Consider the following 24881-nt stretch of genomic DNA (forward strand, 5'->3'; position numbering starts at 1 on the left):
AATCTTTACATTAACTCGTTGTCTAAAAAGCATAAACCATATTCATATGTAAACAGATACCTATTTTCTTAATTTCTAGGTGATTTACAAACTTAATTGTCTTATTCTGAGTTTATCTTTTGTAGGTACACTATTTTATCTACTATTTTTATTGGTTCCTAAAAATTGGAGTCTCTTCGATGAAAATTGTTTCTTATAGTACCAAACAGTATGATCGCAAGCACATGGAGCAAGTTAATCAAGGCTCAGAATTTAATTTTAGTATTGAATACTTTGATTTTCCATTAACTGTTCAAACCGCCAAAAATGCTGTGGGGGCTGACGCAGTGTGTATTTTTGTTAATGATGAAGCCAATCGTGCTGTTTTAGAAGAGCTTGCAGCTTTAAATATTCACATTTTAGCTTTACGCTGCGCTGGGTTTAATAATGTTGATCTTGAAGCTGCAAAAGAGCTTGGAATTCACGTTGTTCGTGTTCCAGCTTATTCGCCAGAAGCGGTTGCAGAACATGCGGTTGGAATGATGCTGTGCCTAAACCGCCGGATCCACCGTGCTTACCAACGAACCCGTGATGCGAACTTTTCGCTTGAGGGTTTAACTGGCTTTAACATGCATAATCGTACCGCAGGGATCATCGGAACGGGCAAAATTGGGCAAGCGACTTTACGTATTTTAAAAGGTTTTGGCATGCGCTTACTTGCACACGATCCCTACCCTAACCAAGCAGTTTTAGACTTAGGTGCAGAGTATGTTGATTTAGATACTTTATATAAACAATCAGACGTTATCTCTCTTCATTGCCCTTTAACACCTGAAAACCATCATTTACTCGATGAAAGCGCTTTCAGTAAGATGAAAAAAGGGGTCATGATCATCAACACAAGCCGAGGAGCCTTAGTCGACTCTGTCGCCGCAATTAATGCATTGAAATCACAAAAAATCGGTTCACTTGGCATGGATGTCTATGAAAATGAACGTGATTTGTTTTTTGAAGATAAATCTAATGATGTGATTCAAGATGACGTTTTCCGCCGCCTTTCATCTTGTCACAATGTATTATTTACAGGCCATCAAGCATTTTTAACTGAAGAGGCTTTAACCAGTATTAGTCAAACAACTCTTAGCAATATTGATCAGGTTAGCCATGGCAAAGCCTGCCCGAATATTGTTAATGCTTAATTGGACGTTGGATTGATGAAACGTTTAATTCCACTGACCTTATTGGGTTTATTATTAGCGGCTTGCCAAACACATCAAGTCGATGCGAAGAACGACGATAAATCGATTCGAGATGCTTTAGTTCACCATCGCTATGTTTTAACTGAAGTTGACGGTAAACCCATTAAAGCAAAACAAACTGTTCCTTACATCGCTTTTGGAGAAAAGATGTTTGTTTCTGCCTCAATGTGTAATGACTTTAATGGATTAGGCTATATTAATAACGCTAATATCACCGTTAAAAACCTGACCAAGACGGAACTTGAATGTGTTGATGAAGATTTGTCTAAATGGGATACCATGTTAAAACGCATGCTTATAGAAGGTGCGACTATTAATTTAAAAAATAATCAACTCGTCTTAATTCAAGGACATTACAAATTAGTGTATTCCTTGCGTGATTACGTCAATTAGTCTCATATTCTAAATACAAAACCGTACTCATTAATGTGATTTCAAATGGGTACGGCTTTTATAGACCTATATCTATTCAAAACTACTTAGCCTTATCGAACAACAAGTCCACTTTCGTGATATGTGACATTTTATCCATATAATTACGGATATTGCTACTGAAAGCTAAGCCAGCAACAATACTTAGGCTACGTAACGTAGGAAAGATATAAAAATCGTTTATATCAATAGTCTCGCCGCGGTTTTCTAGCCAGACATCTAATAATGACATTTGAGGTGCGAGTTCGACGAGTAAAGTATGTGTTTCTTTTCGAAATTCAGCCAAGTCACCATAGGATTTTGACGTTCTCTCTTTATATGCAGCTCTAGCTTCATTTGTGCTTATTTCTGGGAAATCCGTTTCGACAAAACGGGGAGTCACTAATTTAGAGACGACACCAGATACGGCTTTAGACCAAGTTTCAATTTGTGGTGATAAAACCCCCGTAGCGTATTTTTTTTCACTTAGCTGGTCAATATAATGCACAATGTCTAGGCTTTCTGGTAAATAGCTCCCGTCATCTTTTTCTAAGATCGGTAGCATTTTTTTACCGATCATTCGGATGGGTGTCTCATGATCGTTATCCAACAGAACGATTTGCTCTACTGCAATATTTTTTAAGCCCAAAATCATTCTTGCTCTAACGCAAAATGGGCAGTGGTCATAGATATACAGTTTCATTTTTCACCTCACGGATAGTGATAAGCGCCAGTAGAACCTTAGTAATAGTATATGTTAATGCACATATTTTGGGATTAATTTTTGTTTTTAGACACTTTAGTGTTTGGTGCACAAAATCCCAATCTAAAAAATAGCATTATGGCAGAATACCTATTTTGAAAATAAGAAATCAATCCCCTATGCCTATAAACAATATTGCTATTATCCTGTTTGATCGATTTGAAACCCTTGATGTGATGGGGCCTGTTGAAGTATTTGGTCGGCTCGACCATTGCCAAATTGATTTTATTTCACCAACAGGAATGCCAATGACAAGCTCTCAAGGTGTAACTGTTAATACGCACATGATTTCAACTCCATCCTATCGGCACATATTGATCCCTGGAGGGCAAGGCTCCCGCCCTCTTTCTATGGATGAAGATTATATCCAGTGGGTAAAAACACAGTTTGAATTTGCAGATACTGCCATTTCGGTTTGTACAGGTTCTGCCATACTGGCAAAAACCTCACTGTTAAATGGAGTAAAAGCAACAACGAACAAACTTGCTTATGAATGGGTAACCAGTCTAAATCATCTTGTTAAATGGCAACCGCTTGCACGTTGGGTTCATGATGGTAAGTTTTATACATCTTCTGGTATCAGTGCAGGTATTGATATGTCTCTACAAATCGTCAGTGATTTTTATGGTGTTGAAATAGCTAAAAGCATTGCATTAAGAATGGAATATATATGGAATCAAGATCCGAGTAACGACCCTTTTGCAAAAAACATCATATAAGATGTTTTTTAGTTTTTATACTCTACCTTATCGAACATTTATTACATTATGTTATTTATCAATGAGTATAATCAATATTTAATTATCTAGATTAGATATTAAGGATCAGAATATTAACAATGAATTATCCATACATTAACTCATTTAAAAAATTGAATACTTAATTTTAATAAAACCTTAATACATTGATTTTAATCAATGATTTAAAATTCACGCTGAATTAGATTGTTGAAATAATATTATAATGATAACTTGATAACACCAATGCCATTAATTTTATTGGTTATATTAACAATTAAAAGTGAACTTTTTCTTTTAATATCGTAAATATCCCACACTAAAAACAATGACTTTAATTATTTTATTATAAACAGAGATTTTTATCATAATTATGAGCATTAAAACTTTCAAATCGCTTTAATTTTTAATATACTATTCCCGTAATAGTTGACTAAAAATATCAAATAATAACCCTTCACAAAAATCGAGGATGTCATATGGACATTCATAGTATTATCGGTATAAAAATAAAAAACCGGAGAAAAGAACTTGGTCTTTCTGGCGCTGATTTAGCTAATAAATTAAATTTAAGTCAGCAACAAATATCTCGATATGAGAATGGTATAAATAAAATACCTATTAACCATTTAGTTGATATCGCTGAAGTTTTGGATTGCCCAATCGAATGGTTTTTTCATGGTTATACAACTAGTTCAAAATCAAATAAAAACAAGCTATCTAATGAAACTAGCCAAGAATTAAAATATACAGCAGAAAGTGTCATTGCTCCAATCAAAAACCGTCCCTAAAAAATTTTTATTAAGATGGTCATTAATTATAAAAATAACATGGATGCATCAGCACCATGTTATTTTTATAGTTTGAGTTAAATAAAATGCCAGTCGTTATAATAACAACTGGCATTTTATAATAATTTAAACTCAATACATATTAATTAGTTTCTTGAATATTCCTCAAAAAACCTATTCAATTAATCATAAGTGATATTAAATACCATTTTTGAATTTACTTCACCAGCTGAAGTTGAACTGCCATATTGGTAATATCGAGCCTTGTAATTTAAATCAAGATACTTTGTTTGTCGATCTGCTAAGACTCCAACTCTATACTTGTCATTAAATATAAGTGGTTTATTTGTATTACGTTCTAAAACCTGTACCCCGACGCCAGCAGCTCCATTTGATGACTTAATTTGATTAATCAAAACACCTTGTCGGTTATTCATCTTGTCTGGTACATCACCATTAAAAGTCATATTCACATTTGCAAAGCCAGAATAGCTAACACCACCACTACAGATCAATCTAATATCAAAGTTTTTCTCACCTGCAGTTGTACCTACACCATTGAGCTGAGAACGTTTAATTGGATCCAAATAAACATTTTTTTCATTCCCCCCCTCTACTTGGCAAGAAGGAGAAACTATTGTAATTGCTTCAGCATCTAACTTCGTTACTAAAAATGGATTGTTATTTGGAATATACCCATAAGAGGTATAGTAACCACTCGCAATAACACCAGATCCTGTAACAGGAGCCGTTTTCACTAAAGTTAAAATAAACTTCGACCCAGCTAAGTAGTAGTTACTTGATGTTGGTGCATAAAATGTATCTGGGTATGTCATCCTTATCGCACCTTCACGGTGAAATTTCATACCAATTCCAGGAACATTTGTCTGATAAATTTTATTCCCTACAGGAACAAGACTCGACATAGTAACTAATGCTGAGATCGGTGTATTTCGAGTACAGTATGCATAAATAGCACTTGAGTTTTCTCTCATATCCCACGTTTGTTCAGCGATTGTATCCCCAACATTTAAATTAGGATCTACCACGACCCGTCCCATCTGCATATTAAGTTCATATGTACGAGTCGAAGTACGATTACAATATGCAGAAGCATAAGTTGCAGTAAGAAGCAATCCAATTCCGATATACAAACGATATTGTTTCGTTATTGACATAAACTTTCCTTGCTGTTTCCAGCTTCCAAAGAGAATGAACACTGGCCATTGTCCCATTTAATGAATGCTTCTTTCGCGGTTTCACTGCTAATAAACACAGTTCCTCCTTGCCCAACAATACCGATTGACTCGCCATTTTTATCAGTCACATTAGCACCGAACGGTAATGATTTATTGCCAGGTCTTACGACATTAAATGCAATATTTTTTTCTACTTTAGTACCAAACTTAATTTTAACTACGCTGCCTTCATAAGGCACAACTTGGCTTGTTGTATTTTCGAAAACAATATCTTCTGGGCTGCCCTTAGGGTCGATTTCTACATTGTTAATACGATAAGCTCTTACATAAGGTGCGATAGCGTAACCATTACTATCTACACGAGTTCCTGGCGCCCCCATAATGGATGCACCTTCAGCACCTTTTGCTTCAATTAACGCTAATGTTGTTGAACTATTAGGCGTCAATGTCACTCCCCCCGAGTGCACAACCATAGAACCATTAGCACCCAATCCAAATTGGCGGTATCCCTGGCCTTGGCTATAGTTAGCGTTGGTATTTACGAGTGAGGTACGGTATCCCGTATTCAAACCAATATTTTTCTCACCACCATTTGCAACCGAAGTGTTTATACCATAAGTCCAGTTATTCTCTTTATCGAATGCACCACTCGCACCAATTTGAGTTGAACCAAATTTTTCGTTATTGAATACTGTATTTGACGTCAATGTTGCACTCTGGCTTTCGCCAAAATACAGGGGATAACTCAGATTTAAACTTATACGGTCGTCTTTTTTATTATTATTAGTATTATCTGCATATACTCTCATCAGCGCGATACCATATGAGAGACGGTTATAATTATTGTTATAACTCAGTTGATATTGCTCTTCAGTTCCTGATTTATCCCAATAATTAGAGATACGGCCAGTAAAATAAATCCCACCGTACCCTTCTGGTAAGTTTTGGTTTATTGTATAGCTAAAGCCATTCTTTTCGCGGCCTAGCGTATTTTCTACGCCACGTTTATCATTATCTATTGCATACAATGCATTATTAATATTGTAATAATCTTTTGTTGAATATCGATAAGCAGCTAATACTAGGTTAGTATCTGTCTGTGTGAATAAACGACTAAATGTTAAACGATAGCTTTGCCCATTCTCGGTTCTATATTTAAATGCAGTTCTTGATTGTGTTAAGTCAACTGCAACTGCACCAAATCCAGTATTGATACCTGTACCAACTAAATAAGCCTGGTAGTCATCAAATGCTGTCACACCGCCATAAAGTGTAAATGTATTATTCAAACCATGCTGAATAGTTCCCTGCATAATAAAGGGACGATTTCTTAATCCATCAGCATCTGCTTTACCACTAGCAACTTGATATCGAGTGAAACCTGGGCGTAATAATTGCGCTAACGATGAATATGGCACACTGAAAGTCGTTTCATTACCATCAGCTTCTTTTACTGTTACAACCAAATCATTCCCATAACCTGATGGATAAACATCCGTTAAGCTAAAAGGACCTGGAGAGACGGTTGTTTGGTAAATAATAGAGCCATTTTGCCTGACAGTGACCAAAGCATTACTTTGTGCTATACCTCTAATTTCAGGCGCATATGTTGACATCCCATCAGGGTACATGTTGTCATCTGTCGCCAGCTTTGCGCCACGTAAGCTGATACTATCGAATAGATCGCCATCTGTATAAAATTGCCCAGCAGTCGCTTTTGATTTTAATCCTGCAATAGGTTTTTGTAAGTAAGTTTGATTGCTATTCCAATTCGTACCATCATGGCGCTGCCAGTTAAGGTTGCCAATATGCTTGAACAACCAACCATCAAAGCTTAACCCAGCATTTAATCCAAGGTAAGCGCTGGCGTTATCAGTTCCTTGAGAACCACTAGTATGATTATCATAATAGTTAGCCATATAGCTTACATTCAATGCAGGGATCCCTGTTTCCCAAAACTGAGGAGAAACATATCCACGGGAAATTCGCTGCTCATAAATTTGTGGAACAGAAATATCTAAACGTAGTGTCGATGCGTGGAAAATATCCACAACATCTTTTTCATTATTCCAATCTTTTAATGGTAAGCAACTGTCACTATCTTGGTTAAGTGTTGGGTTCAATTTTTCAGTATTAATACCAAAGTCAGAAAGCATTGCTGGCGTGTAACACACCGCTAATCGACCATCTTTCTGCTCTTCAAAATTGAGATCATAGCGCCCCTTCCAGTTGTTATTTGTGTAAACATCAACTGAATATTTTCCAGGGCTAATTCCTGAAGAATTGAATCGCGCCAGATCAACGTCTTCTTTACTACCTATAATAAAACCACTATTAAACTCATAGGTTGTATCTTCTTCACTCCATGCATAAAATGTAGGTACCATACATGCAGTGACAAAGCAGGTCACAGAGAGCGTATTGCTATATTTATTTATTAACTCTCGCTGTTTCATCATATATTCCTATTTAACGGTAGTTTTCACCGCAATATCTGATCCATAATCATTAATATTATTAATTACGATGTTACTTCCTGAACTTACGACTTTTTTTAATTCTACCGTTGTTTGACTTTTGGGCTCTAATAAAACAGTTTTTTCATTTAAGCCGGACTTACCATCTGTTGAAATCTTTGTAACCGTAATATAGTAAGGAGTCGGATTATCGATAATAATATTCTTACCACTTGATTTGATGACAAGTTGTTCTGGCGCTAATTCACGACTACCGAGTCCTGTGGGGCGATAAAAGAATTTAAACCGAGAGCGGATCGCTAATTGCAATACATTCTGATTATCACCTTCCTTACCTTTAGCCACTGGTGGAATGTCTAAAATATTTAACCACCATAAACTTTCTCTATCCTGAGGAATACTTCCTTTATCCATTAATTTGATTCGTAATGTTTGGCCACCTTTAGCCTCTACACGTGAAATTGGCGGTGTAATTTGAAAAGGTGTTTTTATCGTGTCTGGCGTTTCTGATGCATCACCGGTATCAAGCCAAGCTTGTGCAATCGCAGGACGATCCGCTGTGTTGTTTAATTGCACGGTAATTTCTTTTTCATTTCCAGGGTAAATAAACCGTGTGCCATTGACGATAATATTATTAGCAAATGAATGCATACTGAAAATGAAGCAGAATATAAAAACTATTGCTTTCATTTAAACCTCAAAATAAAAGCGGCAGTATAGCTACCGCTTATTAAAGTAATATTTACTTAATATTCAAATAATGTCATAGGAATAACACTAATAAATAAATAATTAACTTACTGATCTCTTATTGGTAAGTGATTTCATAAGTAGCATAGCTTTTAACTTCACCTGTCGTTACCGTTTTAGGTGTAGAAGTTGCATAACCAACGTAATATTGGAAACGAGCACCATTCTCAACTTTTGTCACATCACCAGTAACTTTTTTCTGTGTTGGGTTACCAGGGATAATTTTACCTGTTAAGTCAGCGCTATCATCAACAGATAGTGCTAATTGAATGTTAGAAGCACCTGTGCTTTCAGTATTTGCTAAGTAACCTTCTGATTTCCCAGATGCACCTTGCAGTAAGTTACCACCAGTCCAGTTAACATTTAATAATGTTTTATCAATTGCTGCATCATTCGCTTTATCTTGCACATCTGCAGCAACACAATTAGTTACATCAATAACAAATGGCTTAGCTTTCAGTAAAACGTCTGCACCACCGTCACGAACTTCTGCTAATGAAACTGGCGCTAAGTAAACGCTAGCATCGCTACCTTGGCCGTCAACAGAAACAGTACAAGAAACATCAGTCACTTTACCGTGAAAGTTAACTTGGCCACCGCCAACGTTTGTACCAGCAGCGTTAGCTGTTGATAAACCGATAATTGTTGTTGCAACTGCAGTCAGTAATACTTTCTTCATTTTCATTTCCTAATATGAGATTTTTATTCTTACACTTACAAGAACTCATTAAGTTTTTGTTTTATTTAGTGGTAAAAATGAAAACAAAAATCCTATCGTACAATAAATATACGAATATTAAGGCTTATGTTTCATTTTGAAACCTTCTGCATTAATACAAATAAAGATGTTTCTTAATTAGTCCTATTTTCAATTAATAATCATATGCTCTATATGATCTCGAAAAGAGGATACATAATAACTTAAATTTTATTAAATCGTTTTTATCATTACATATCAAATTATTTGATAGATGATACCTATTGAAAATGATCTATTGATTGAGGTATCTGATGTGTTGTTTTCGCTGATTTACACGTAAAAAGTTCAATTTTTAGATAAAAAAGTGATTTATAATAATTTTCCAGAATTTAAATATTTAAATTTAAACTTAAATGGTTTTTTATAAAACACGTTTTTCTGACTTATAGTGAAAAAAAAGACATTTGACTTACATTTGGATACTTTTTATCGCAAAATATCATCCAGACACATCATATTTAGAATAGTAAACAGAACATTAAATATAAATTATTTTAATGTATCTTCATAAGGATAATGATTACATTCTCAAAGATTTAAAAAATGATAATAGCGAATTATTATGCTTAACCCCAAGAAAACACCTAAAACGAGTATTTAGGGTTAATCATATCAGTAATTAGATTTATACAGAATAATAGTTAATACATATGAATTAAGGAATTATTTGAATCTAATTTAATTCAAATAGAAATATATAAATGGAAGGCTAAAAAAAAATAGATGGAAAAATAATAATAAAATCGCAATAAAATGCTTTATTCATTCAACAGCACAAACAAGTAATACATCTTAATGAGAGTATCAATAATAGAAACAATGTAAAAAAAAATTATCATTGTTTTTGATATAGAATAAAAAAAGCCATTAGTTAGTATAAAAAACAAACTGTTCTATATCAATTTTCGCATTTCATAACCATATGAAAACCATCATGATTTCTTAAAACGAACACCTCCCCAAAAAAAGATATTAACCTTCATTTTTAGCATTAAGAATATTCTTAATTTACGCATGTAGTGTGTAAGAGTGTGATCAACCACCTTAAACACATCAAAAAAAGACCAGTAAATAAACAATATCCTATCTTAAATTGCATCATATCGTTTTTATACATATTCGATTCGTGCAATAAGACCTATTTTTACCCCTATTACATAACATAAAGTAGCTAACTCTATTTTAGTATTGTTTTTTGAACATAATGAGACAATGCCCCATAAAAATATTTTACATCAACAATTTACGATAGTTCGATCATGTTCAACATTAAAAGCCATATGAAACGATAAAAATGTTGCCATCGAAGCACTTAAGATGCTCTACAAAATTTATACTAGACTCATGATAACTATCGAATAGATAACGACACTACTATTATCGGCCAATAACAGTAAAAGGTGAGTGAAAAATGATTTATTTTTGATTAAGGAAAAGCAAAAACCAAAACAGATTTTTGCTTTAGGAGAAAGGCTAGATAATTTATTGTTGATCTCTGCGGTATAAGGCCCACTCTTCTATCTTCTCACCTGAAGGTAATGTACAAATACCCACTTGCCCTTCCCCAGTATCAATAATTTCAGATGTTCCACCAATTTTCCCACAATAAACTGAAGCCGGATTAGCCATTCCAATCGGCTTTGTCATATTCGCTTCTTTTGCGGTACACCCCACAACTAAAACTAAAGCTGAAAAGACCAGGTATTTTTTCATACACATCCTTATTTAGGTTGAGTTAAGTCAATTCATCTCACGACGAAAAACAACATCCCAATACTCCTTCAATGAGCCTTCTTAAAATGACCCATAAAAACATTACCAGGCTATATATTTACGGCCCTAGCCCAAGCACTATAAACAACTTATGTTATGAATAAATTCCTAAACTAAATTATTTCTTCTTACGATTATCAAAAATAACAATTAAAATCCCTAAGCAAGCAACAACAAGACTCCCAATAATGTAATTTTGCCTATCAAATGCGAGGCCTGCATCTTTTATATTCTCACCATAGACGATAGGTATACTTACATCCATATTATATGATAGAAAAGCAGTAATGAGCCCAATAATCGTTAAAACGACACCAAACGTTTTCATTCTGTTCCCCTTAGATTACATTAATTTAGGATATGTTAACTAACAACCTAAATAAAAGCAAAGCTTATACTTACCATTACACTTTATATTTTAACAAAAAATGCGCAGCGTATTAACAACACCACAAACTATTTTCGACGAGATTTGATAACTAAAATTATATTAAAAAATTAGTCTAACTATTTAAAGGCAATCATGAGTGATTAGCTAAAAAGCATAATTAATCATTAATGCATGATGACTAAACCTTTCTAATAAAGGAAACTGTGATGTAGAAAAAAGGATATCCAATAATGTAATTAGATCAAGTCCAGGTAAGGATGCTTCCATTTTAATACCTATAATTAGAGAATAAAAAACTACGCCTTTATATTAATGTTATGGTGCCATTACTGGAATTTCATTCACACAACGTTGTTGCCAAATTTTTTGAAAATCAGCTTCAGGGATCATCTCACCTTCAAAATCAAATAAAGGAAAAGATAAAATATTCTTTTTATTTTTATCTTTTGCGACTTGAATAATAAATTTTTCATACTGGTAAGGTGCTTCATCTTTAAAGGTGAATACTTCACCACACACATTCCCTATTATATTATGAGGGGAGCCTGCAGCTGCTGCATACAGTTTCACATTTCTAAACTCTGTCGCTTGTGGTTGATACATAAAGTTTGCCACCATCAATTTAGCCTGAGCCGTTACATCCAATTGAGGATTAAGGTTTAATGAGACACCAAGTACAAACGCAAATAGTATCAATATTAAAAAACAGAGTATGCGAAAGAAGGTTGTAATCATAAATAAAAACCATTTACGGTGAACATAATTAAAATTCACCTCCTATCAGGAACAATAAGAACAATATAAGTTAGCTAGTTATAAAAAATCGTGGATATTTAACAATACCCCCCACTAGTAACGTTCAAAAACACCGTAGTCTGGTCTTTCCCCTCGCATAACGGCGCGTTGTTGTTCGTGAACTGCTTCTCTATCTATGCGCTTTTGCTCCGATGTACGCAAATCTTTATGCGGCTTTGGCCATGTAGACTTATTAGGTTCAAAAGTTGGATTCGAAGAACATCCTGAGATGATGCATAAACAAAGCAGTGAATATATAGATTTCATGTTATTTCATAATTTCATCGAAAATAAGCAAGAAATCTAGCAAATTTGACGAATAATAACAATTAATTAAGTACTTTTAACTATATAAATTTAAAATTAAATGTAAATTTATACAACATTGTAATAGATGTAAAAATTTGTTAGCTTATTCACTTGTGTATTTAACTTAAAGTAAATTAAGTAGATACACTAACATCAAACAATAGGAGTAAACTCCATGATAACGAAGTACACTCTATTTATCGGGTTTTGGTCAATTCTAGCACTGAGTGTTGGAATCATTTATTCCCATATTTAATACACCAGCAAAAACAGGTTTATTTATCTGAACGTTCTAACAAACTGCGTGCCTGTTATCCGATAGAAAAAAGGCACGCAGTTCTCTTTCCGTCCCTATTTGTACAATGACTATAAAACCAATAGTGATAATTTAAAAACTAAGAAAGGCTCTATCGTCTCAACTGCAATAAGAGCCGCTTTTCCCAAAATAGCAACCACATTAGACCTTCTATTTAGCCCAACTATCATTGAATATATTTAAAGAAAACCATAAAAAGGTATTCATCAAAGATAGTCCTATCTCTCTCTACATATTTAAATTCCTATCATTAAATTATAAAGCAAGAAACAGAGATTGCTATCGTCTCACCTAAGTTATGGTTTATACACATAAACTAAGGAGCATCATGATGTTATTAAAAAACAAAGTTGCAATTATTACGGGAGCATCTTCTGGCATAGGTAAATCGACAGCCCTTCTATTTGCTAAACATGGAGCATCTGTCTGTTTAACTGCAAGACGCGAAGAAAACCTCCGCAAGATTGTAAGTGAAATACAAGGATATAGCGGTAAGGTCATTTATCATGTGGGTGATATCTGTGTAGAAGAGACGCATAGTGCCATCATCGATAAAACACTTAATGAATTTGGTAAGCTTGATATTGCAATAAATAATGCAGGCTCTGTTGGTACTTTAAAACCTTTAGCGGACTTTACGTTAGAAGAATGGTTTCAAGTACAAAATGCAAATATTACCGCTGCATTTATGGGGGCGAAAAGCCAAATTCCTGCCATGATTAAAACAGGTGGTGGATCACTTGTCTTTACATCTAGCTTTGTAGGAACTAGCTCAGCTTTACCTTATATGACGGCCTATGGCGTAGCGAAAACTGCTTTAATTGCCTTGGCTAAAGGGATCACTGCGGATTATGCCACACAAAATATTCGAGCAAATGCTCTATTACCTGGCGGTGTAAATACAGATATGGCTGGCGATCAACAGCAAAGAGATTGGGCTGCTAATTTACATGCTATGAAAAGATTGGCTGAGCCTGAAGAAATCGCTTCAGCCGCATTATTTTTAGCCAGTTCAATGTCAAGCTTTGTGACAGGAACTGCGCTGTTTGTAGATGGCGGCAATTCTGCCATCAAGTAAAAAGCAATACTAACTTTCAACGAAAAATCGGAGTCGTTAACCCCTACCTTTTGGTCTATTCATGATGTGGTCTTCCCAATCAACCACATCAATTTCCCTAACGGCAATATGCCGCACAGACACACCTTCATTATGCATTGCAGCTTTGGAACCTGTTTTTAACGGGTGCCAAGCAGGTAAGCTTTTTCCTTCAAGCAATAAACGATAAGCACAAGTCGTTGGTAACCACTCAAAAGTTTCTAAATTATAACGGTTGAGCTTGATGCAATCCGCCTCGTACTCAAAGCGATTTTCATAATGCTTGCACTGGCAGGTTTTCAAATTTAATTGGTTGCAAGCCACATTGGTGAAATAGATTTCATCAGTATCTTCATCCATTAATTTATGTAAGCAACATTGCCCACATCCATCACACAAAGATTCCCATTCATCATCTGTCATTTCATCTAGTGTCTTAACCTGCCAGAACTGCGACATAATACTTATCAATCCTATACTTAAATAACTCGAGTTGTCAGCGAGTGGTCATTAATCGATAGCTTTAACATATCACCAGAGGCCAATGGACCGACACCTTCTGGGGTCCCCGTCAAAATGACATCCCCTGCACGTAATGTGAAGAAGCGGGACATATAGCTAATAAGAGGTAAAATCGGCGTGATCATATCACGCGTTGAGCCTTCTTGGCGAATTTCCCCATTAATTTGCAGTGATAACTGAACATTCTGCAATTCACTTGGATTATTGACTGGAATAAACCCTGAAATTGGGCAAGAACCATCGAACGCTTTACTTTTTTCCCACGGCTGACCCGCTTTCTTAAATTTTGCCTGTAAATCACGCAATGTTAAGTCCAGCGCAACGGCATAACCTGCAATTGCACGAGAAACACGGTCTTCGTCCGCATTTTTTAATGGCATGCCAATCAAAATTGCCATTTCGACTTCATGGTGAACAGCACCCAAATCCTTTGGAATAACAATCGATTGAGTGATATCACAAAGTGCAGTTTCAGGTTTGATAAAGATAACCGGCTCCTCGGGTACAGCTGAGCCCATCTCTTTGATATGCTTGGCATAGTTACTACCTACACAAACAACTTTGTTTGCTGGAAAATCAAGTAAAGCACCTTGCCAGTCACGATGTTGATACATAAGGGTAACTCCTATTATCGTTATTGTATTTTTTGAGCGATGCCATCGGCCATCAAGCTAACACTCAATGCAAAATAGTATGAGCGATTCCAATGCATGATGGTGCGAAAGTTCTCTGTCACTAAAAATGTTCTACCTTCAGGATCATCCGGAATAACAACCCATGTTTTTACATCCGGCGATAGTTGTGCAAATGCAGGTAACTTAACCCCTAATTGCTGCCAATCACTGACAGTTTTGCCTTGTTCTGCTTTAACGCCTTCTAAAGCTCGGCCAAAGTCCGCTGGTAAACTGACTTGGTAGCCCCATGGTAATTGGGATTGCCAACCTTCTGTTGATAAATAATTGGCAATTGAGGCGAAAACATCCGCTTTATTATTCCAAATATCCATCTTTCCATCGCCATCACCATCTGCCGCATAAGACAAATAGGATGTTGGCATAAACTGACTCTGACCCATCGCACCAGCCCATGAGCCTTTTAATTGCTGGTCTTCAGGGATATACCCCTTATCCATTATCTCTAGTGCTGCCAGCAATTGCTTGCTAAAAAGCGCTTCACGGCGACCCTCGAAAGATAACGTGGCGAGCGCTGAAATGACGTCTTCTTTTCCTTGTGAGCGCCCAAAGCCACTTTCAAGCCCCCAAAGGGAAACAATAAATTGCGGTGGAACGCCATATTTTTGGCTAATTGAATCAAGCAGCGCCTTGTTTTCAATATACTTATCATACCCCGCATTGATACGTGATTGCGGAAGGACATTTTTCAGGTAGCTTGCTAATGTGACCGTTGCTCTTTTTTCTGGCTGCCCTTTATCCGCTTTTACCACTCGTTCGATAAAATGAATATTTGCAAAACCACGTTCGATCGTGGCGGGTTTGATCCCTTGAGCAATAGCATGTTCTTTCAATAATTCCACATAAGCAGGAAATTGCGAAGGTTCACGCTGCTCAATAGGAAACGCTTTATCTAGTGCAGCAACTTCTTGGATAATCGCCGCACTTTGTTCCGCAGTAATCGGTTGAGTCGCAACCGTTCCATGTTGTTTCGCTGAGCAACTTGCTAAAAGCAAACCAGCGACTAATGTATATAATAACGTTGGTTTCATTTGTATCCTCCAGAGCACACAAAGCTTTTCAGGTTTTTCTTAAATTACTTTAAATATTAAGCTCTTTATGTTCTGAAAGCAGATCCTCCACTGGAGGCGGAAATTGTAAGTAATAACCAACTTCTTGTAAGTCAGCCTTAACTCGTGATAAATCAGCATTAGCAAGCTTTTCGCGCTTGTCTAACGCAATCACCATAGCAAATTGAGGTGTTCCAAATTGGGCTAATAACTCTTCAGGAACGCGTGAAAAATCATCTTTCTTTTCAACATAAAGATAGGTTTGTTCACGCTTAGGGCTTCTATAAATTGCACAAATCATTATATTTAACTCTTTTTCTTAGTTCATTAGCTTGCTTGAAGAATGTAGTAACTATAACATGCTATTGTTTTACAGAATATCTTCACCCGAGGATTGTTTCGGAAATTTTAATTTGCTGAGTCTAGATAGATGCCACAATCGCCAATAGAACTTAAAGGCAGCAGTTTTACTCTTTCAGTTATTCACTTATACAGTGAAGAGCCTAAACTCATCAAAAAAGCGCTGCAAGAAAAAGTAAGTCAGGCTCCTGATTTCTTTAAAAATGCCCCTGTTGTCATCAATATTGCGGAATTAACTGCACATGCAGATTTATACAGCATACATAAATCTGTGGTTTCTGCGGGGTTACGTATTGTTGGAGTTAGTGGGTGTACAGACCCTTTATTGCGCCAAAAAGCCAATGAAGCAGGCTTACCAATATTAAGTGAAGGTAAAAGCCAGAAACCTGTTGAAATTCAGGCTGAGGCAAGTGTTGCCGCGGTACAAAATGAGCCCGTTTATCGTAAGACTCGAATTATCAATACCCCTGTTCGTTCTGGGCAACGTATTTACGCACCAAATAGTGATCTTATCGTCACAAGTAATGTAAGTGCAGGTGCAGAACTGTTAGCAGATGGTAATATTCATATATATGGTGTGATGCGCGGTCGTGCCTTAGCAGGTGCTTCTGGTGATATTGAAAGTCAGATTTATTGTACGCATTTGCAAGCAGAGTTAGTCTCTATTGCAGGTGAATATTGGCTGAGCGATCAAATCCCTGCTGAATTTCTCGCCAAAGCAGCTAAACTTCGTTTAGTTGATAACAAACTTAACATCGAATATTTAAATTAGACCTTATTTACAAGGAATTATTCATGGCACGCATAATTGTAGTGACTTCTGGTAAAGGTGGTGTTGGTAAAACCACTTCAAGCGCGGCCATAGCAACTGGCCTAGCACAAAAAGGGAAAAAAACTGTCGTAATCGATTTCGATATCGGTCTACGTAACCTTGACCTCATCATGGGGTGTGAACGTCGAGTTGTCTATGACTTCGTCAACGTTATCCAAGGTGATGCAACGCTAAATCAAGCCTTAATTAAAGACAAACGTACCGAAAATCTGTTTATTTTACCTGCCTCACAAACGCGTGATAAAGACGCATTAACCCGTGAAGGCGTGGAAAAGATTCTTGATGAGCTCGGTGATAATCTTGGTTTTGATTTTATTGTCTGCGATTCACCTGCAGGTATTGAAAGTGGTGCATTAATGGCGCTGTATTTTGCTGACGAAGCCATTATTACGACCAACCCAGAAGTGTCTTCAGTTCGTGACTCAGACCGCATTTTAGGTATTTTAGCCTCTAAATCACGTCGTGCAGAAAAAGGCCAAGACCCAATAAAAGAACACCTTCTACTGACCCGTTATAACCCAGGGCGGGTGACCCGCGGTGATATGTTAAGTATGGAAGATGTGCTGGAAATCCTTTGCATTCCATTGATTGGGGTTATTCCAGAAGATCAATCTGTTTTGCGCTCATCTAACCAAGGTGAACCTGTTATTTTAGATAAAGAGTCTGAAGCAGGCCAAGCTTACGATGACTGTGTCGCGCGTATTTTAGGTGAAGATCGCCCTATCCGTTTCATTGAAGAAGAGAAAAAAGGCTTCTTAAAACGCCTATTTGGGGGGTAAATAATGGCTTTATTGGATTTCTTTCTGTCGAGAAAAAAGACGACAGCGAATATCGCAAAAGAGCGATTACAAATCATCGTTGCGGAACGCCGCCGTGGTGATAGCGAACCCGCATACCTTGCTGATATGAAACGCGATATTTTGCAGGTTATCTGCAAGTATGTCCAAGTTGATCCTGAGATGTTATCAGTACAATTTGAACAAAAAGACGATGATATTTCTGTTCTTGAGTTAAACGTTACGCTACCAGAAGGTGACGAAATTAAAACGACTACAACAGAAAAATAATTCGCAAAGAAGCCGCTATGTCGTATGGCGGCTTGCTTTTTATTACCAATAGTTTATTACCAATATATAACAATAGGCTCAGGGCTCACCTTTGCCACAAATATTAGTCATCTTTTCAGGTTGAAAACCACCACGCTTCGGCAATTTATAGCTTGAATTTAATTGCTAATGTAACCTGTTTTTTAAAGCCTTCTGGCGGTATACCAACAGAACTGCTCTTCGCTACTGCCGTTAACGCTGCTTGGTCGAGTTGAGTATGCATAGAGGATTTAGCAATACTTACCTTGGTTATCTCCCCCAATGGCGTTAGCGTAAAACTCACCTCTACCGTTCCTTGAATATTGGTATTTCTCGCTTTTCTGGGATAACGTTTATGGCGCTCTATTTCACGGCGTAATTTATCAATATAAGATTGGTGACTCGCACTTATACTGTCCCCAACCGCCCTCGTATTTTGTGCCCCCTGTTCGCCTGCGGCATCAGAGAACGTGTTATTTTGCCCTGCTTGTTGCTCTTGTTTTACATCATCGTTTTTTTCACTTTTTTGTTGCTGTTCTTTTTGCTGCTTAATAACCTTTTTATTTGGTTGTTTTTCATCTTTTTTCTCGATGTTTTTTTTCTGAGTTGCTGAAACTTTATTTTCATCACTGTGCGTGCTTTTTTTATTCGCAACTTTAATTACAGCATTTTCATTTTGTTGTGGTTCTGAGAGCAATCCACCTGTTAGCTCATTATGTAATGTGACATCATTTATTTGCTTTTCAATTACATTTTGCGTCAGTGCAAAAGAGATTATCGCCGCTTTTATTGGCGTATAAATTTGTGCGAAACGTGTTTTCTCTGCACTTAAACAATAAAAAACAATACCAAAATGAAATAATAGCGAAACCATAACTGCAAGTTTAAAATTAAAACGTAAAGTAATCATTTTAATATCCCTAATAGCCCCTTCGTTAATGCCACAACATAACTACATCAACGAAGGGGGATCCCTTTTAGAAGCGACTAGCTACATTGAAGCGTATCGTTCTACCTGGGGCCGGCATCATACTGCGGGTTAATGGGTCAATGTAATATTCATCAAATAAATTTGTGGCTAATAATTCAAGGGATAGGTCTTTATTAAACTGGTAATTCACATAAGCATCCGCGGTAAAAACCGCATTCCAACTCATCGGGCTATTATTTAATGGTGCATATGAGTATGGATATTTATCTATCATTTCCGCTTCATCCTCATTTTTTGCTTTGCTGTGATATCGCATACGGCTACCCACTTCTAAACGTTCATCTAAGAAGCGTAAACCTAGGTTGGCATGGATGCTATATTTAGGTTGCAATTGAGTACGCAAATAGCCGCCGGGGAACCCTGCTGTTGTACACTCTGGGCCACCAAATTTGTTATAGGGGTCCATTGCTACCAGTGAGACTTCATCGCAAACTTCATTTTTTAAGCGGTAATCTACCCCTAAGTCACCAAATACCCAGCCATTATCATAACGCGCTAATAATTCCAGACCGGCCGTGTTATGTTTATCAACCTGCGTAAAGACTAACCTGTAGTTCCTATCAAATGCATTTGTGACAACCGTGTTATAGTAATTTATGCGTAAGTCGGCATGGTTTTCTGCCGCAACGAGATCTTGGAAATTACGCACATACCCCAGTTCTATCGTATGGCTGCGTTCTGGCAAATAAACCGGTGGCGTGTAATTCGGCTCTCTTCCTCCAGAAAAACCAATCGTGTCTTCAAATATACTTGGCATCCTAACGGTTTCTAAATAACGCCCAAATATTCGGTCGTTCTCTGTTAGGTAAATTGTGGCCCCTAACGCCGGAGCCCAAGCTGATTCTTCATTTCTTTTCGGCGCTTTAAATTTTTGCTCGTCTGTAAACCTCAATTCATCATACCCTTTATTAATAATATCTGTTGTCCGGTATTTTTTTGCTTTTAAGCCTGTTACGGGGTCGATTATTTCTTCTTTTAAATCAATCTCGCCATTATAGAATGGGTTATTTTTTCGTATAAACCGGTTATTTTCATCCACCTTCCATTTTACTATATTGTTTCTTTCTGTAATTCTAAACTCAGATTTTTTTCTATTTATATCCTTTCGACAGCCAGCATTCTCTAATGAATTCGCTTTCATTTTTAGTGCTTTTTCGATAAAAATTCGCCGATCATAAGATCTTCCTTTTACATCTTTAAATGTGTTCCCTTTGTCATCAACATACTGTTGTACTGTTTGGTACTCTTGTTCACTTAATAAACGAGATAGTCGAAAATTTCGCGCCGTTATATGGCTATAGGGGGCATAATTTACATCTTTAGCTGCGATGCGCCTCTCTTTTAATAAATCTCTTGACCAGTAACTAATATATTGAGCCCCCGCATTCAGGCTTAACCAATCAGTAGGCTGCCAATCCAACCGAATAATACCATTATATTCCCGACGCTTACCTTCCCTAGGGATAGCACGGAACATGTTCCCCTTTGGGCTAGAATCTGAATTAAAAATATCTTCACGGCTACCAATAGTTTCATCAATTAAGCTTCCCATTAAAGTCACTTTAAATTCAGGTGTAATTTGAAACTTATTGGATAATGAAACACCATAGCGATCGTTAAGTTGGTTTAATTTAATCCCATCAACTAAGGTGCCATTAATAGCAGGATTTTTAGCCACATTTTTATCTCGACCAAATTCATAATTCCAATCCCTTTCCATTGGTTCCCTAGGCTGGCCACCTGCGGTATTTGTGTTTAAATTAGTTTTTGTCAACCAATAACCTAATCGGAAATCAACCCAACCAATGGACTCGGGTTTGAACGAATAATTGGCGTAAAAAGTATTTAACGCCAAGTTAGCTAAAGGCCATTGCGGAATTTTCCCTTCTAAATCATGATAACGAATTTGCGATGGCATGATTTCGCCATAGTGACTTGATGTATGCATATAACCAAGGGATAAGTCTTGTGCATAAGGTAGCATCAAATTTAATTTAGCCAGCCATGTCGACATTTCATTTGATGTATTTGCCACCTCTGTATTTGGCCCGTAAATCCTAGCAACAAAGGGTATATATGGGTCTATCGCCTTATTTGTGTTATTAGGGTCATAGGTAATAATATCATCATAAAATTTATTCGCCCCACGGCGCCCTGCAAAATAGTTGCCTTGGTTGCGGTAGCTGTATGCCAACATCAAATCAAACTTTTCTTGCCGTGTCCCAATGGCAATGCGCGCTGCGTTATCTTGCAGATTAAAGAAATTGGCATTACCTTTACTACGAGCATCAACAAGCATTTCGTGATCTTGAAAATAAATTCCACGAAACTTCTGCATGTCTAGCGTACTCAATAGTCGCTTATCATCGCGATAGTCTATACCGTGGTTTAAATGATTAACCCTCGGTTTTGTGGAGTTACTCGATGTTTCTAATTTAATATCAAAACCAAACTTCTCATATTTATCCACAACATCATCAATGCCTAGGGTCGTTATCGCCACCCCACCACCTGTAGAGGTACGCACATCGCGGTCTAGCGTTGCGCTTTTCATGACCTTAATGCTGCTAATCATATTTGGGTCGATATAATTACGGTTATTCGCCCCGTTGTAGCCACGCCACACAGTGATAGCCTGTTCTGTGCCATCGACAGTTACCGGGACGCGCCCTTGCCCCTGTACCCCTCGTACATTGGGGTCTATTGCCCCGCTATTACGGGCATCACCGCTGTACACCCCTACCGCATGGTTTATGGTATCTGCAGGGTTGGTGCCTTTATAGCGTTCGATTTCTTCTTTACTGATGTAAATATTCGATTCGTCTTTATCATATTGGTCATCCGCCCCTTTTCTATCACGCTCTTTGATAGTGGTCGCTTTATCATTTACCACAATAGAGCCGATGTTTTCGCTTTGTTGTGCATAGACTAGGTGTGTAATACTACCAATAGATAACCCTGTCGCGATATTAATGGCTATCACAGTTTTTATTTTCATTATTTGTTCCGGTGAAAATTAAAATTTCTTGGTGAAATTGACACCGACTTCACTTTGCTTAAAAGAATAAATAATATCCGCCTTACTTTTATTCACTTGGCTACTGAAATAAACTGAAGGCGTAAAACTTAATACTTTGTTATTATCAAAGGTCATTTGGGTATTTAAATATCCATTGTGGTCTTTTCTTTTTACATTTAAAAATGCATCAAACTGTTTGAAATTTGTTTGCTTGTAACCTAGCACAACAAGTAAATCACACAATTCAGTGACTTTTAAAAAACCAACTCTGACCCCATACTGTGAATAGCTATCACTATTGCGTTGTTTTTCCCTATTGGCGCCATGAATGCCCCCAAAAGCGATTAGCCGAGGGTTGATTAAATAGGTACCAACAATTGAATAAACCCATTTATCACCATCATTGAAACTATACTCGTAAGGGTAAGTTTTATTTTTATAATCGATATCACCTAAAAAGCTCACCTGGTGATTTAGCGTATACTCTGTCGCTATTTTCCCCCCTAGGCTTAAATTATAATATTGGTTATCATGCCACTTCACCTCAGCTGTAGGCTGTATACGGACTTTGGCGTTAGCGTCCTCATATTGATAACCCCCGCTAACAAATATATTCATTTTTCTAACCGTGACTGTTTTCATCGGTTCTACCCCAACGGCGCCCAATGATAATAGCCCTGAATGGTTACCCACGAGAGGAAAACGCTTTGCTGATTTAATATAATAGTGCCATTTTCCACCAGCGATAGATTGATTGGTACTATTCATACACTTACCATGAAAACAGTGTATTTCTCGGCTGTTTGATGCTTCATTTAAATTAAAATCATAACTCGAACCAAATTTAATAGTGCCTTGCCAATGATTTTTATTGTTTAAATCTATTATTTGACGATTAATATAACCCGCGAGTTTTCCTGATATTTTATCCCCGTATTTATTTTGTACGCCTTGGTATAAAGATAGTGCCGACTCATAATGTTTAACATAAAGCAATGCTCGTGCGAGCTTTAATTCAACTAGCAACATATTAGGTTTTCGAGCCAAGATTTCATTATATAGCTTAATAGCATCACTATATTTTTTCTTTGAAATTGCCTTTTCAGAATAAATATACTTTACTAGTTCTTTGTCATGTTTTTGATGACTAATATAACCATTGATAATAGCATCTATTTTTTCGAATTCGTGTTTATGAACCAGATCATAAAGAATAAAACCAAGTTCGTCGATGCTTTTTTTGCTATTTTTCACATTATTTATTCCTAATTTATATTCTTTATTATTATAACTATTTAAAATACCAATAAGTTCCTCTTTTAATTTTGGCTCTGCAAATGCAGTAAATTGAAAAGTGAGCAACAATAAAATAATACATATTGAAAATATTTTTTTATTAAAAGCTAACATAAAGAAATCACCATTTGTTCGATAAAATAAAAAGTAGACAAAATTACTTTTGCCTACTTTTTTTTATCCAATTATATTTTCAGTAATTATTAGTCTTTCTGGCCACCAAATGCCGTATCTAATTCACGATTGTTGTCATAAGAAAGAATACCGGCCACTTGTTCTGCATTATCACCAAAGAATTGTCCCATGCTGTTACCATGATGTGTTTCATTGGCAATGGCAGTACCGCTAAATTTACCATCTTCTTCAATGGCCCCCATCATGGAGTGGTTATTCGTTCCTTCTAATGCACCTGTATATGACTTATCCGCAAAATTAGCATTAAACCAACCTGTCTGTTTTGCTTCACCCGCAAACTGGTTAACACCTGCTATGGTATAAGTCGCTTGGCCACTGGTTGGGACTTCTGTTGTTGCATTCGCACCGGAGAAATAAACCGTGTGCATTGCATCATCCGCTAAACCAGTTTGTGACCAGTCACCAAAATATACCTCGGCATCTGCAACCTGGCTAAATTGGAATTTGCCCATTCCGCCATGTGGGCTACCGCCGCTTTCCAAAATATAAACGTTATCTGGCTTTTGCGTTACTAAGTTTTTTAAGCCTGAAAATGAAATTGTTTTGCCTTCTCTCATAAAGCGAGAACCGATACCCGGTGCGCCAATACTGCCAGCATGAGGCCCCATAGTTGATTGAGTTTTATCGACAATAATATTTGTTAGGCCATCTTCATAATCTAAACTCTGATTTGATACCGTTTCAGCCATAACACCAACAGAAAATACAGAGAAAGATACAGCGGCGGTAATTAATGATAATTTCTTCATTTGTGAATCCTTTTTCAACTGAAGTGTGAATTAAATAACGCGGTTAAAAAACACATTAAATAAAAGATTATTCTTTCCTTTAATATTCGAGATTCAGTATATGAAAATGATTTTCATTTACAAATGCGGGGGATATAATTCAAAATTATATTATTAGGCCATAAAGCAAAATAATCTTTTTATTTTTAGAGGGTTAATCAATAGTCCTACAACGCGTAACTTTATTTGTTGAGGCTTAAATAAAGTGTTAATTGAATTTTTAAGAGTAATTACAATTATTAGATG

25 protein-coding genes are annotated in these 24881 nt (G+C 36.6%); 8 read left to right on the forward strand and 17 right to left on the reverse strand.

The annotated features are described in order from the left end of the window. The first annotated feature begins 179 nt into the window (after positions 1-179). Both ACE2AL_RS11075 and ACE2AL_RS11080 read left to right on the forward strand, forming a co-directional pair. Entirely contained in the window at positions 180-1178 is a 999-nt protein-coding gene (locus tag ACE2AL_RS11075) for a 2-hydroxyacid dehydrogenase (protein ID WP_206084223.1), read from the forward strand. Between the two features lie 15 nt (positions 1179-1193). Next, positions 1194-1631, forward strand: a complete 438-nt coding sequence (locus ACE2AL_RS11080; RefSeq protein WP_206084222.1) for an META domain-containing protein — start codon at positions 1194-1196, stop codon at positions 1629-1631. Between the two features lie 82 nt (positions 1632-1713). Here ACE2AL_RS11080 and grxB read toward each other — a convergent pair whose 3' ends face one another. Then, positions 1714-2352, reverse strand: a complete 639-nt coding sequence (gene grxB, locus ACE2AL_RS11085) for a glutaredoxin 2 (RefSeq protein WP_206084221.1) — start codon at positions 2350-2352, stop codon at positions 1714-1716. A 179-nt stretch (positions 2353-2531) separates the two neighbouring features. Here grxB and ACE2AL_RS11090 point away from each other — a divergent pair, with 179 nt between their 5' ends. Together ACE2AL_RS11090 and ACE2AL_RS11095 are read left to right on the forward strand one after the other, a co-directional pair. Beyond that, positions 2532-3131: a DJ-1/PfpI family protein gene (locus ACE2AL_RS11090; RefSeq protein ID WP_206084220.1), complete on the forward strand. Its 600-nt coding sequence runs from the start codon at positions 2532-2534 to the stop codon at positions 3129-3131. Between the two features lie 497 nt (positions 3132-3628). Further along, positions 3629-3940, forward strand: a complete 312-nt coding sequence (locus ACE2AL_RS11095; RefSeq protein WP_206084219.1) for a helix-turn-helix domain-containing protein — start codon at positions 3629-3631, stop codon at positions 3938-3940. Positions 3941-4122: 182 nt separating this feature from the next. On the opposite strand, the gene ACE2AL_RS11100 is transcribed toward ACE2AL_RS11095, so the two are convergent. The 8 genes from ACE2AL_RS11100 to ACE2AL_RS11135 all read right to left on the reverse strand — a co-directional run bounded on the left by ACE2AL_RS11100 (position 4123) and on the right by ACE2AL_RS11135 (position 12352). Further along, positions 4123-5118, reverse strand: a complete 996-nt coding sequence (locus tag ACE2AL_RS11100; protein WP_206084218.1) for a fimbrial protein — start codon at positions 5116-5118, stop codon at positions 4123-4125. Then, positions 5109-7595, reverse strand: a complete 2487-nt coding sequence (locus ACE2AL_RS11105; RefSeq protein WP_306803666.1) for a fimbria/pilus outer membrane usher protein — start codon at positions 7593-7595, stop codon at positions 5109-5111. The genes ACE2AL_RS11100 and ACE2AL_RS11105 overlap by 10 nt, the downstream gene beginning before the upstream one ends. Before the next feature lie 9 nt (positions 7596-7604). Then, the gene (locus tag ACE2AL_RS11110) at positions 7605-8306 is read right to left on the reverse strand and encodes a molecular chaperone (RefSeq protein ID WP_206084216.1); all 702 of its coding nucleotides are present in this window, start codon (positions 8304-8306) and stop codon (positions 7605-7607) included. Positions 8307-8424: 118 nt separating this feature from the next. After that, positions 8425-9045: a fimbrial protein gene (locus ACE2AL_RS11115; protein WP_206084215.1), complete on the reverse strand. Its 621-nt coding sequence runs from the start codon at positions 9043-9045 to the stop codon at positions 8425-8427. Between the two features lie 1563 nt (positions 9046-10608). Continuing rightward, on the reverse strand, positions 10609-10839 hold the full coding sequence (locus tag ACE2AL_RS11120; protein WP_206084214.1) for a DUF333 domain-containing protein: 231 nt from the start codon (positions 10837-10839) through the stop codon (positions 10609-10611). Positions 10840-11017: 178 nt separating this feature from the next. Then, positions 11018-11227 (reverse strand): hypothetical protein, encoded by a 210-nt coding sequence (locus tag ACE2AL_RS11125; RefSeq protein WP_206084213.1) that lies wholly within the window; start codon positions 11225-11227, stop codon positions 11018-11020. 378 nt (positions 11228-11605) lie between these two features. Then, the gene (locus ACE2AL_RS11130; RefSeq protein ID WP_272573649.1) at positions 11606-12025 is read right to left on the reverse strand and encodes a hypothetical protein; all 420 of its coding nucleotides are present in this window, start codon (positions 12023-12025) and stop codon (positions 11606-11608) included. Between the two features lie 114 nt (positions 12026-12139). Then, the gene (locus tag ACE2AL_RS11135) at positions 12140-12352 is read right to left on the reverse strand and encodes an AAA family ATPase (protein WP_206084211.1); all 213 of its coding nucleotides are present in this window, start codon (positions 12350-12352) and stop codon (positions 12140-12142) included. A gap of 686 nt (positions 12353-13038) precedes the next feature. Here ACE2AL_RS11135 and ACE2AL_RS11140 point away from each other — a divergent pair. Next, positions 13039-13788, forward strand: a complete 750-nt coding sequence (locus tag ACE2AL_RS11140; protein ID WP_272573650.1) for an SDR family oxidoreductase — start codon at positions 13039-13041, stop codon at positions 13786-13788. A gap of 36 nt (positions 13789-13824) precedes the next feature. Here the strand turns inward: ACE2AL_RS11140 and ACE2AL_RS11145 are convergent, their stop codons facing one another. Genes ACE2AL_RS11145 through ACE2AL_RS11160 form a run of 4 tightly spaced genes read right to left on the reverse strand, consistent with a single transcriptional unit; the run spans position 13825 to position 16370 of the window. Next, positions 13825-14265: a YcgN family cysteine cluster protein gene (locus ACE2AL_RS11145; protein ID WP_206084209.1), complete on the reverse strand. Its 441-nt coding sequence runs from the start codon at positions 14263-14265 to the stop codon at positions 13825-13827. A gap of 20 nt (positions 14266-14285) precedes the next feature. Next, on the reverse strand, positions 14286-14942 hold the full coding sequence (locus ACE2AL_RS11150) for a fumarylacetoacetate hydrolase family protein (protein WP_375083498.1): 657 nt from the start codon (positions 14940-14942) through the stop codon (positions 14286-14288). Between the two features lie 20 nt (positions 14943-14962). Beyond that, positions 14963-16051 carry a lytic transglycosylase domain-containing protein gene (locus ACE2AL_RS11155; RefSeq protein ID WP_206084207.1) on the reverse strand — a complete coding sequence of 363 codons (1089 nt, stop codon included), beginning with the start codon at positions 16049-16051 and terminating at the stop codon, positions 14963-14965. 49 nt (positions 16052-16100) lie between these two features. Then, on the reverse strand, positions 16101-16370 hold the full coding sequence (locus tag ACE2AL_RS11160; protein ID WP_206084206.1) for a YcgL domain-containing protein: 270 nt from the start codon (positions 16368-16370) through the stop codon (positions 16101-16103). 129 nt (positions 16371-16499) lie between these two features. On the opposite strand from ACE2AL_RS11160, the gene minC reads away from it, so the two are divergent. Genes minC through minE form a run of 3 tightly spaced genes read left to right on the forward strand, consistent with a single transcriptional unit; the run spans position 16500 to position 18328 of the window. Next, positions 16500-17201, forward strand: a complete 702-nt coding sequence (gene minC, locus ACE2AL_RS11165; RefSeq protein ID WP_206084205.1) for a septum site-determining protein MinC — start codon at positions 16500-16502, stop codon at positions 17199-17201. Between the two features lie 23 nt (positions 17202-17224). Next, a complete protein-coding gene (gene minD, locus ACE2AL_RS11170; RefSeq protein WP_206084204.1) occupies positions 17225-18040 on the forward strand; it encodes a septum site-determining protein MinD in 816 nt (271 codons plus the stop codon). Between the two features lie 3 nt (positions 18041-18043). Next, positions 18044-18328 (forward strand): cell division topological specificity factor MinE, encoded by a 285-nt coding sequence (gene minE, locus ACE2AL_RS11175; protein ID WP_206084203.1) that lies wholly within the window; start codon positions 18044-18046, stop codon positions 18326-18328. Positions 18329-18473: 145 nt separating this feature from the next. Here minE and ACE2AL_RS11180 read toward each other — a convergent pair whose 3' ends face one another. From ACE2AL_RS11180 to ACE2AL_RS11195, 4 genes are all read right to left on the reverse strand, one after another. Then, on the reverse strand, positions 18474-19256 hold the full coding sequence (locus ACE2AL_RS11180; protein WP_349415168.1) for an energy transducer TonB: 783 nt from the start codon (positions 19254-19256) through the stop codon (positions 18474-18476). A 67-nt stretch (positions 19257-19323) separates the two neighbouring features. Continuing rightward, entirely contained in the window at positions 19324-22335 is a 3012-nt protein-coding gene (locus tag ACE2AL_RS11185; RefSeq protein WP_375083499.1) for a TonB-dependent receptor domain-containing protein, read from the reverse strand. An 18-nt stretch (positions 22336-22353) separates the two neighbouring features. Next, complete coding sequence (locus ACE2AL_RS11190; protein WP_375083500.1) at positions 22354-23766, reverse strand: surface lipoprotein assembly modifier; 1413 nt, start codon at positions 23764-23766, stop codon at positions 22354-22356. 89 nt (positions 23767-23855) lie between these two features. After that, positions 23856-24596 (reverse strand): Slam-dependent surface lipoprotein, encoded by a 741-nt coding sequence (locus tag ACE2AL_RS11195; protein ID WP_375083501.1) that lies wholly within the window; start codon positions 24594-24596, stop codon positions 23856-23858. Positions 24597-24881 lie beyond the last annotated feature (285 nt).

The organism is Providencia xihuensis, from assembly GCF_041953405.1.
Classification (GTDB): domain Bacteria; phylum Pseudomonadota; class Gammaproteobacteria; order Enterobacterales; family Enterobacteriaceae; genus Providencia; species Providencia vermicola.

Bases quoted from the DNA above. Each gene is read 5' to 3' on its own strand.
- ACE2AL_RS11075 (WP_206084223.1), top strand. From the start codon at position 180: ATGAAAATTGTTTCTTATAGTACCAAACAGTATGATCGCAAGCACATG.
- ACE2AL_RS11080 (WP_206084222.1), top strand. From the start codon at position 1,194: ATGAAACGTTTAATTCCACTGACCTTATTGGGTTTATTATTAGCGGCT.
- grxB (WP_206084221.1), bottom strand. From the start codon at position 2,352: ATGAAACTGTATATCTATGACCACTGCCCATTTTGCGTTAGAGCAAGA.
- ACE2AL_RS11090 (WP_206084220.1), top strand. From the start codon at position 2,532: ATGCCTATAAACAATATTGCTATTATCCTGTTTGATCGATTTGAAACC.
- ACE2AL_RS11095 (WP_206084219.1), top strand. From the start codon at position 3,629: ATGGACATTCATAGTATTATCGGTATAAAAATAAAAAACCGGAGAAAA.
- ACE2AL_RS11100 (WP_206084218.1), bottom strand. From the start codon at position 5,118: ATGTCAATAACGAAACAATATCGTTTGTATATCGGAATTGGATTGCTT.
- ACE2AL_RS11105 (WP_306803666.1), bottom strand. From the start codon at position 7,595: ATGAAACAGCGAGAGTTAATAAATAAATATAGCAATACGCTCTCTGTG.
- ACE2AL_RS11110 (WP_206084216.1), bottom strand. From the start codon at position 8,306: ATGAAAGCAATAGTTTTTATATTCTGCTTCATTTTCAGTATGCATTCA.
- ACE2AL_RS11115 (WP_206084215.1), bottom strand. From the start codon at position 9,045: ATGAAGAAAGTATTACTGACTGCAGTTGCAACAACAATTATCGGTTTA.
- ACE2AL_RS11120 (WP_206084214.1), bottom strand. From the start codon at position 10,839: ATGAAAAAATACCTGGTCTTTTCAGCTTTAGTTTTAGTTGTGGGGTGT.
- ACE2AL_RS11125 (WP_206084213.1), bottom strand. From the start codon at position 11,227: ATGAAAACGTTTGGTGTCGTTTTAACGATTATTGGGCTCATTACTGCT.
- ACE2AL_RS11130 (WP_272573649.1), bottom strand. From the start codon at position 12,025: ATGATTACAACCTTCTTTCGCATACTCTGTTTTTTAATATTGATACTA.
- ACE2AL_RS11135 (WP_206084211.1), bottom strand. From the start codon at position 12,352: ATGAAATCTATATATTCACTGCTTTGTTTATGCATCATCTCAGGATGT.
- ACE2AL_RS11140 (WP_272573650.1), top strand. From the start codon at position 13,039: ATGATGTTATTAAAAAACAAAGTTGCAATTATTACGGGAGCATCTTCT.
- ACE2AL_RS11145 (WP_206084209.1), bottom strand. From the start codon at position 14,265: ATGTCGCAGTTCTGGCAGGTTAAGACACTAGATGAAATGACAGATGAT.
- ACE2AL_RS11150 (WP_375083498.1), bottom strand. From the start codon at position 14,942: ATGTATCAACATCGTGACTGGCAAGGTGCTTTACTTGATTTTCCAGCA.
- ACE2AL_RS11155 (WP_206084207.1), bottom strand. From the start codon at position 16,051: ATGAAACCAACGTTATTATATACATTAGTCGCTGGTTTGCTTTTAGCA.
- ACE2AL_RS11160 (WP_206084206.1), bottom strand. From the start codon at position 16,370: ATGATTTGTGCAATTTATAGAAGCCCTAAGCGTGAACAAACCTATCTT.
- minC (WP_206084205.1), top strand. From the start codon at position 16,500: ATGCCACAATCGCCAATAGAACTTAAAGGCAGCAGTTTTACTCTTTCA.
- minD (WP_206084204.1), top strand. From the start codon at position 17,225: ATGGCACGCATAATTGTAGTGACTTCTGGTAAAGGTGGTGTTGGTAAA.
- minE (WP_206084203.1), top strand. From the start codon at position 18,044: ATGGCTTTATTGGATTTCTTTCTGTCGAGAAAAAAGACGACAGCGAAT.
- ACE2AL_RS11180 (WP_349415168.1), bottom strand. From the start codon at position 19,256: ATGATTACTTTACGTTTTAATTTTAAACTTGCAGTTATGGTTTCGCTA.
- ACE2AL_RS11185 (WP_375083499.1), bottom strand. From the start codon at position 22,335: ATGAAAATAAAAACTGTGATAGCCATTAATATCGCGACAGGGTTATCT.
- ACE2AL_RS11190 (WP_375083500.1), bottom strand. From the start codon at position 23,766: ATGTTAGCTTTTAATAAAAAAATATTTTCAATATGTATTATTTTATTG.
- ACE2AL_RS11195 (WP_375083501.1), bottom strand. From the start codon at position 24,596: ATGAAGAAATTATCATTAATTACCGCCGCTGTATCTTTCTCTGTATTT.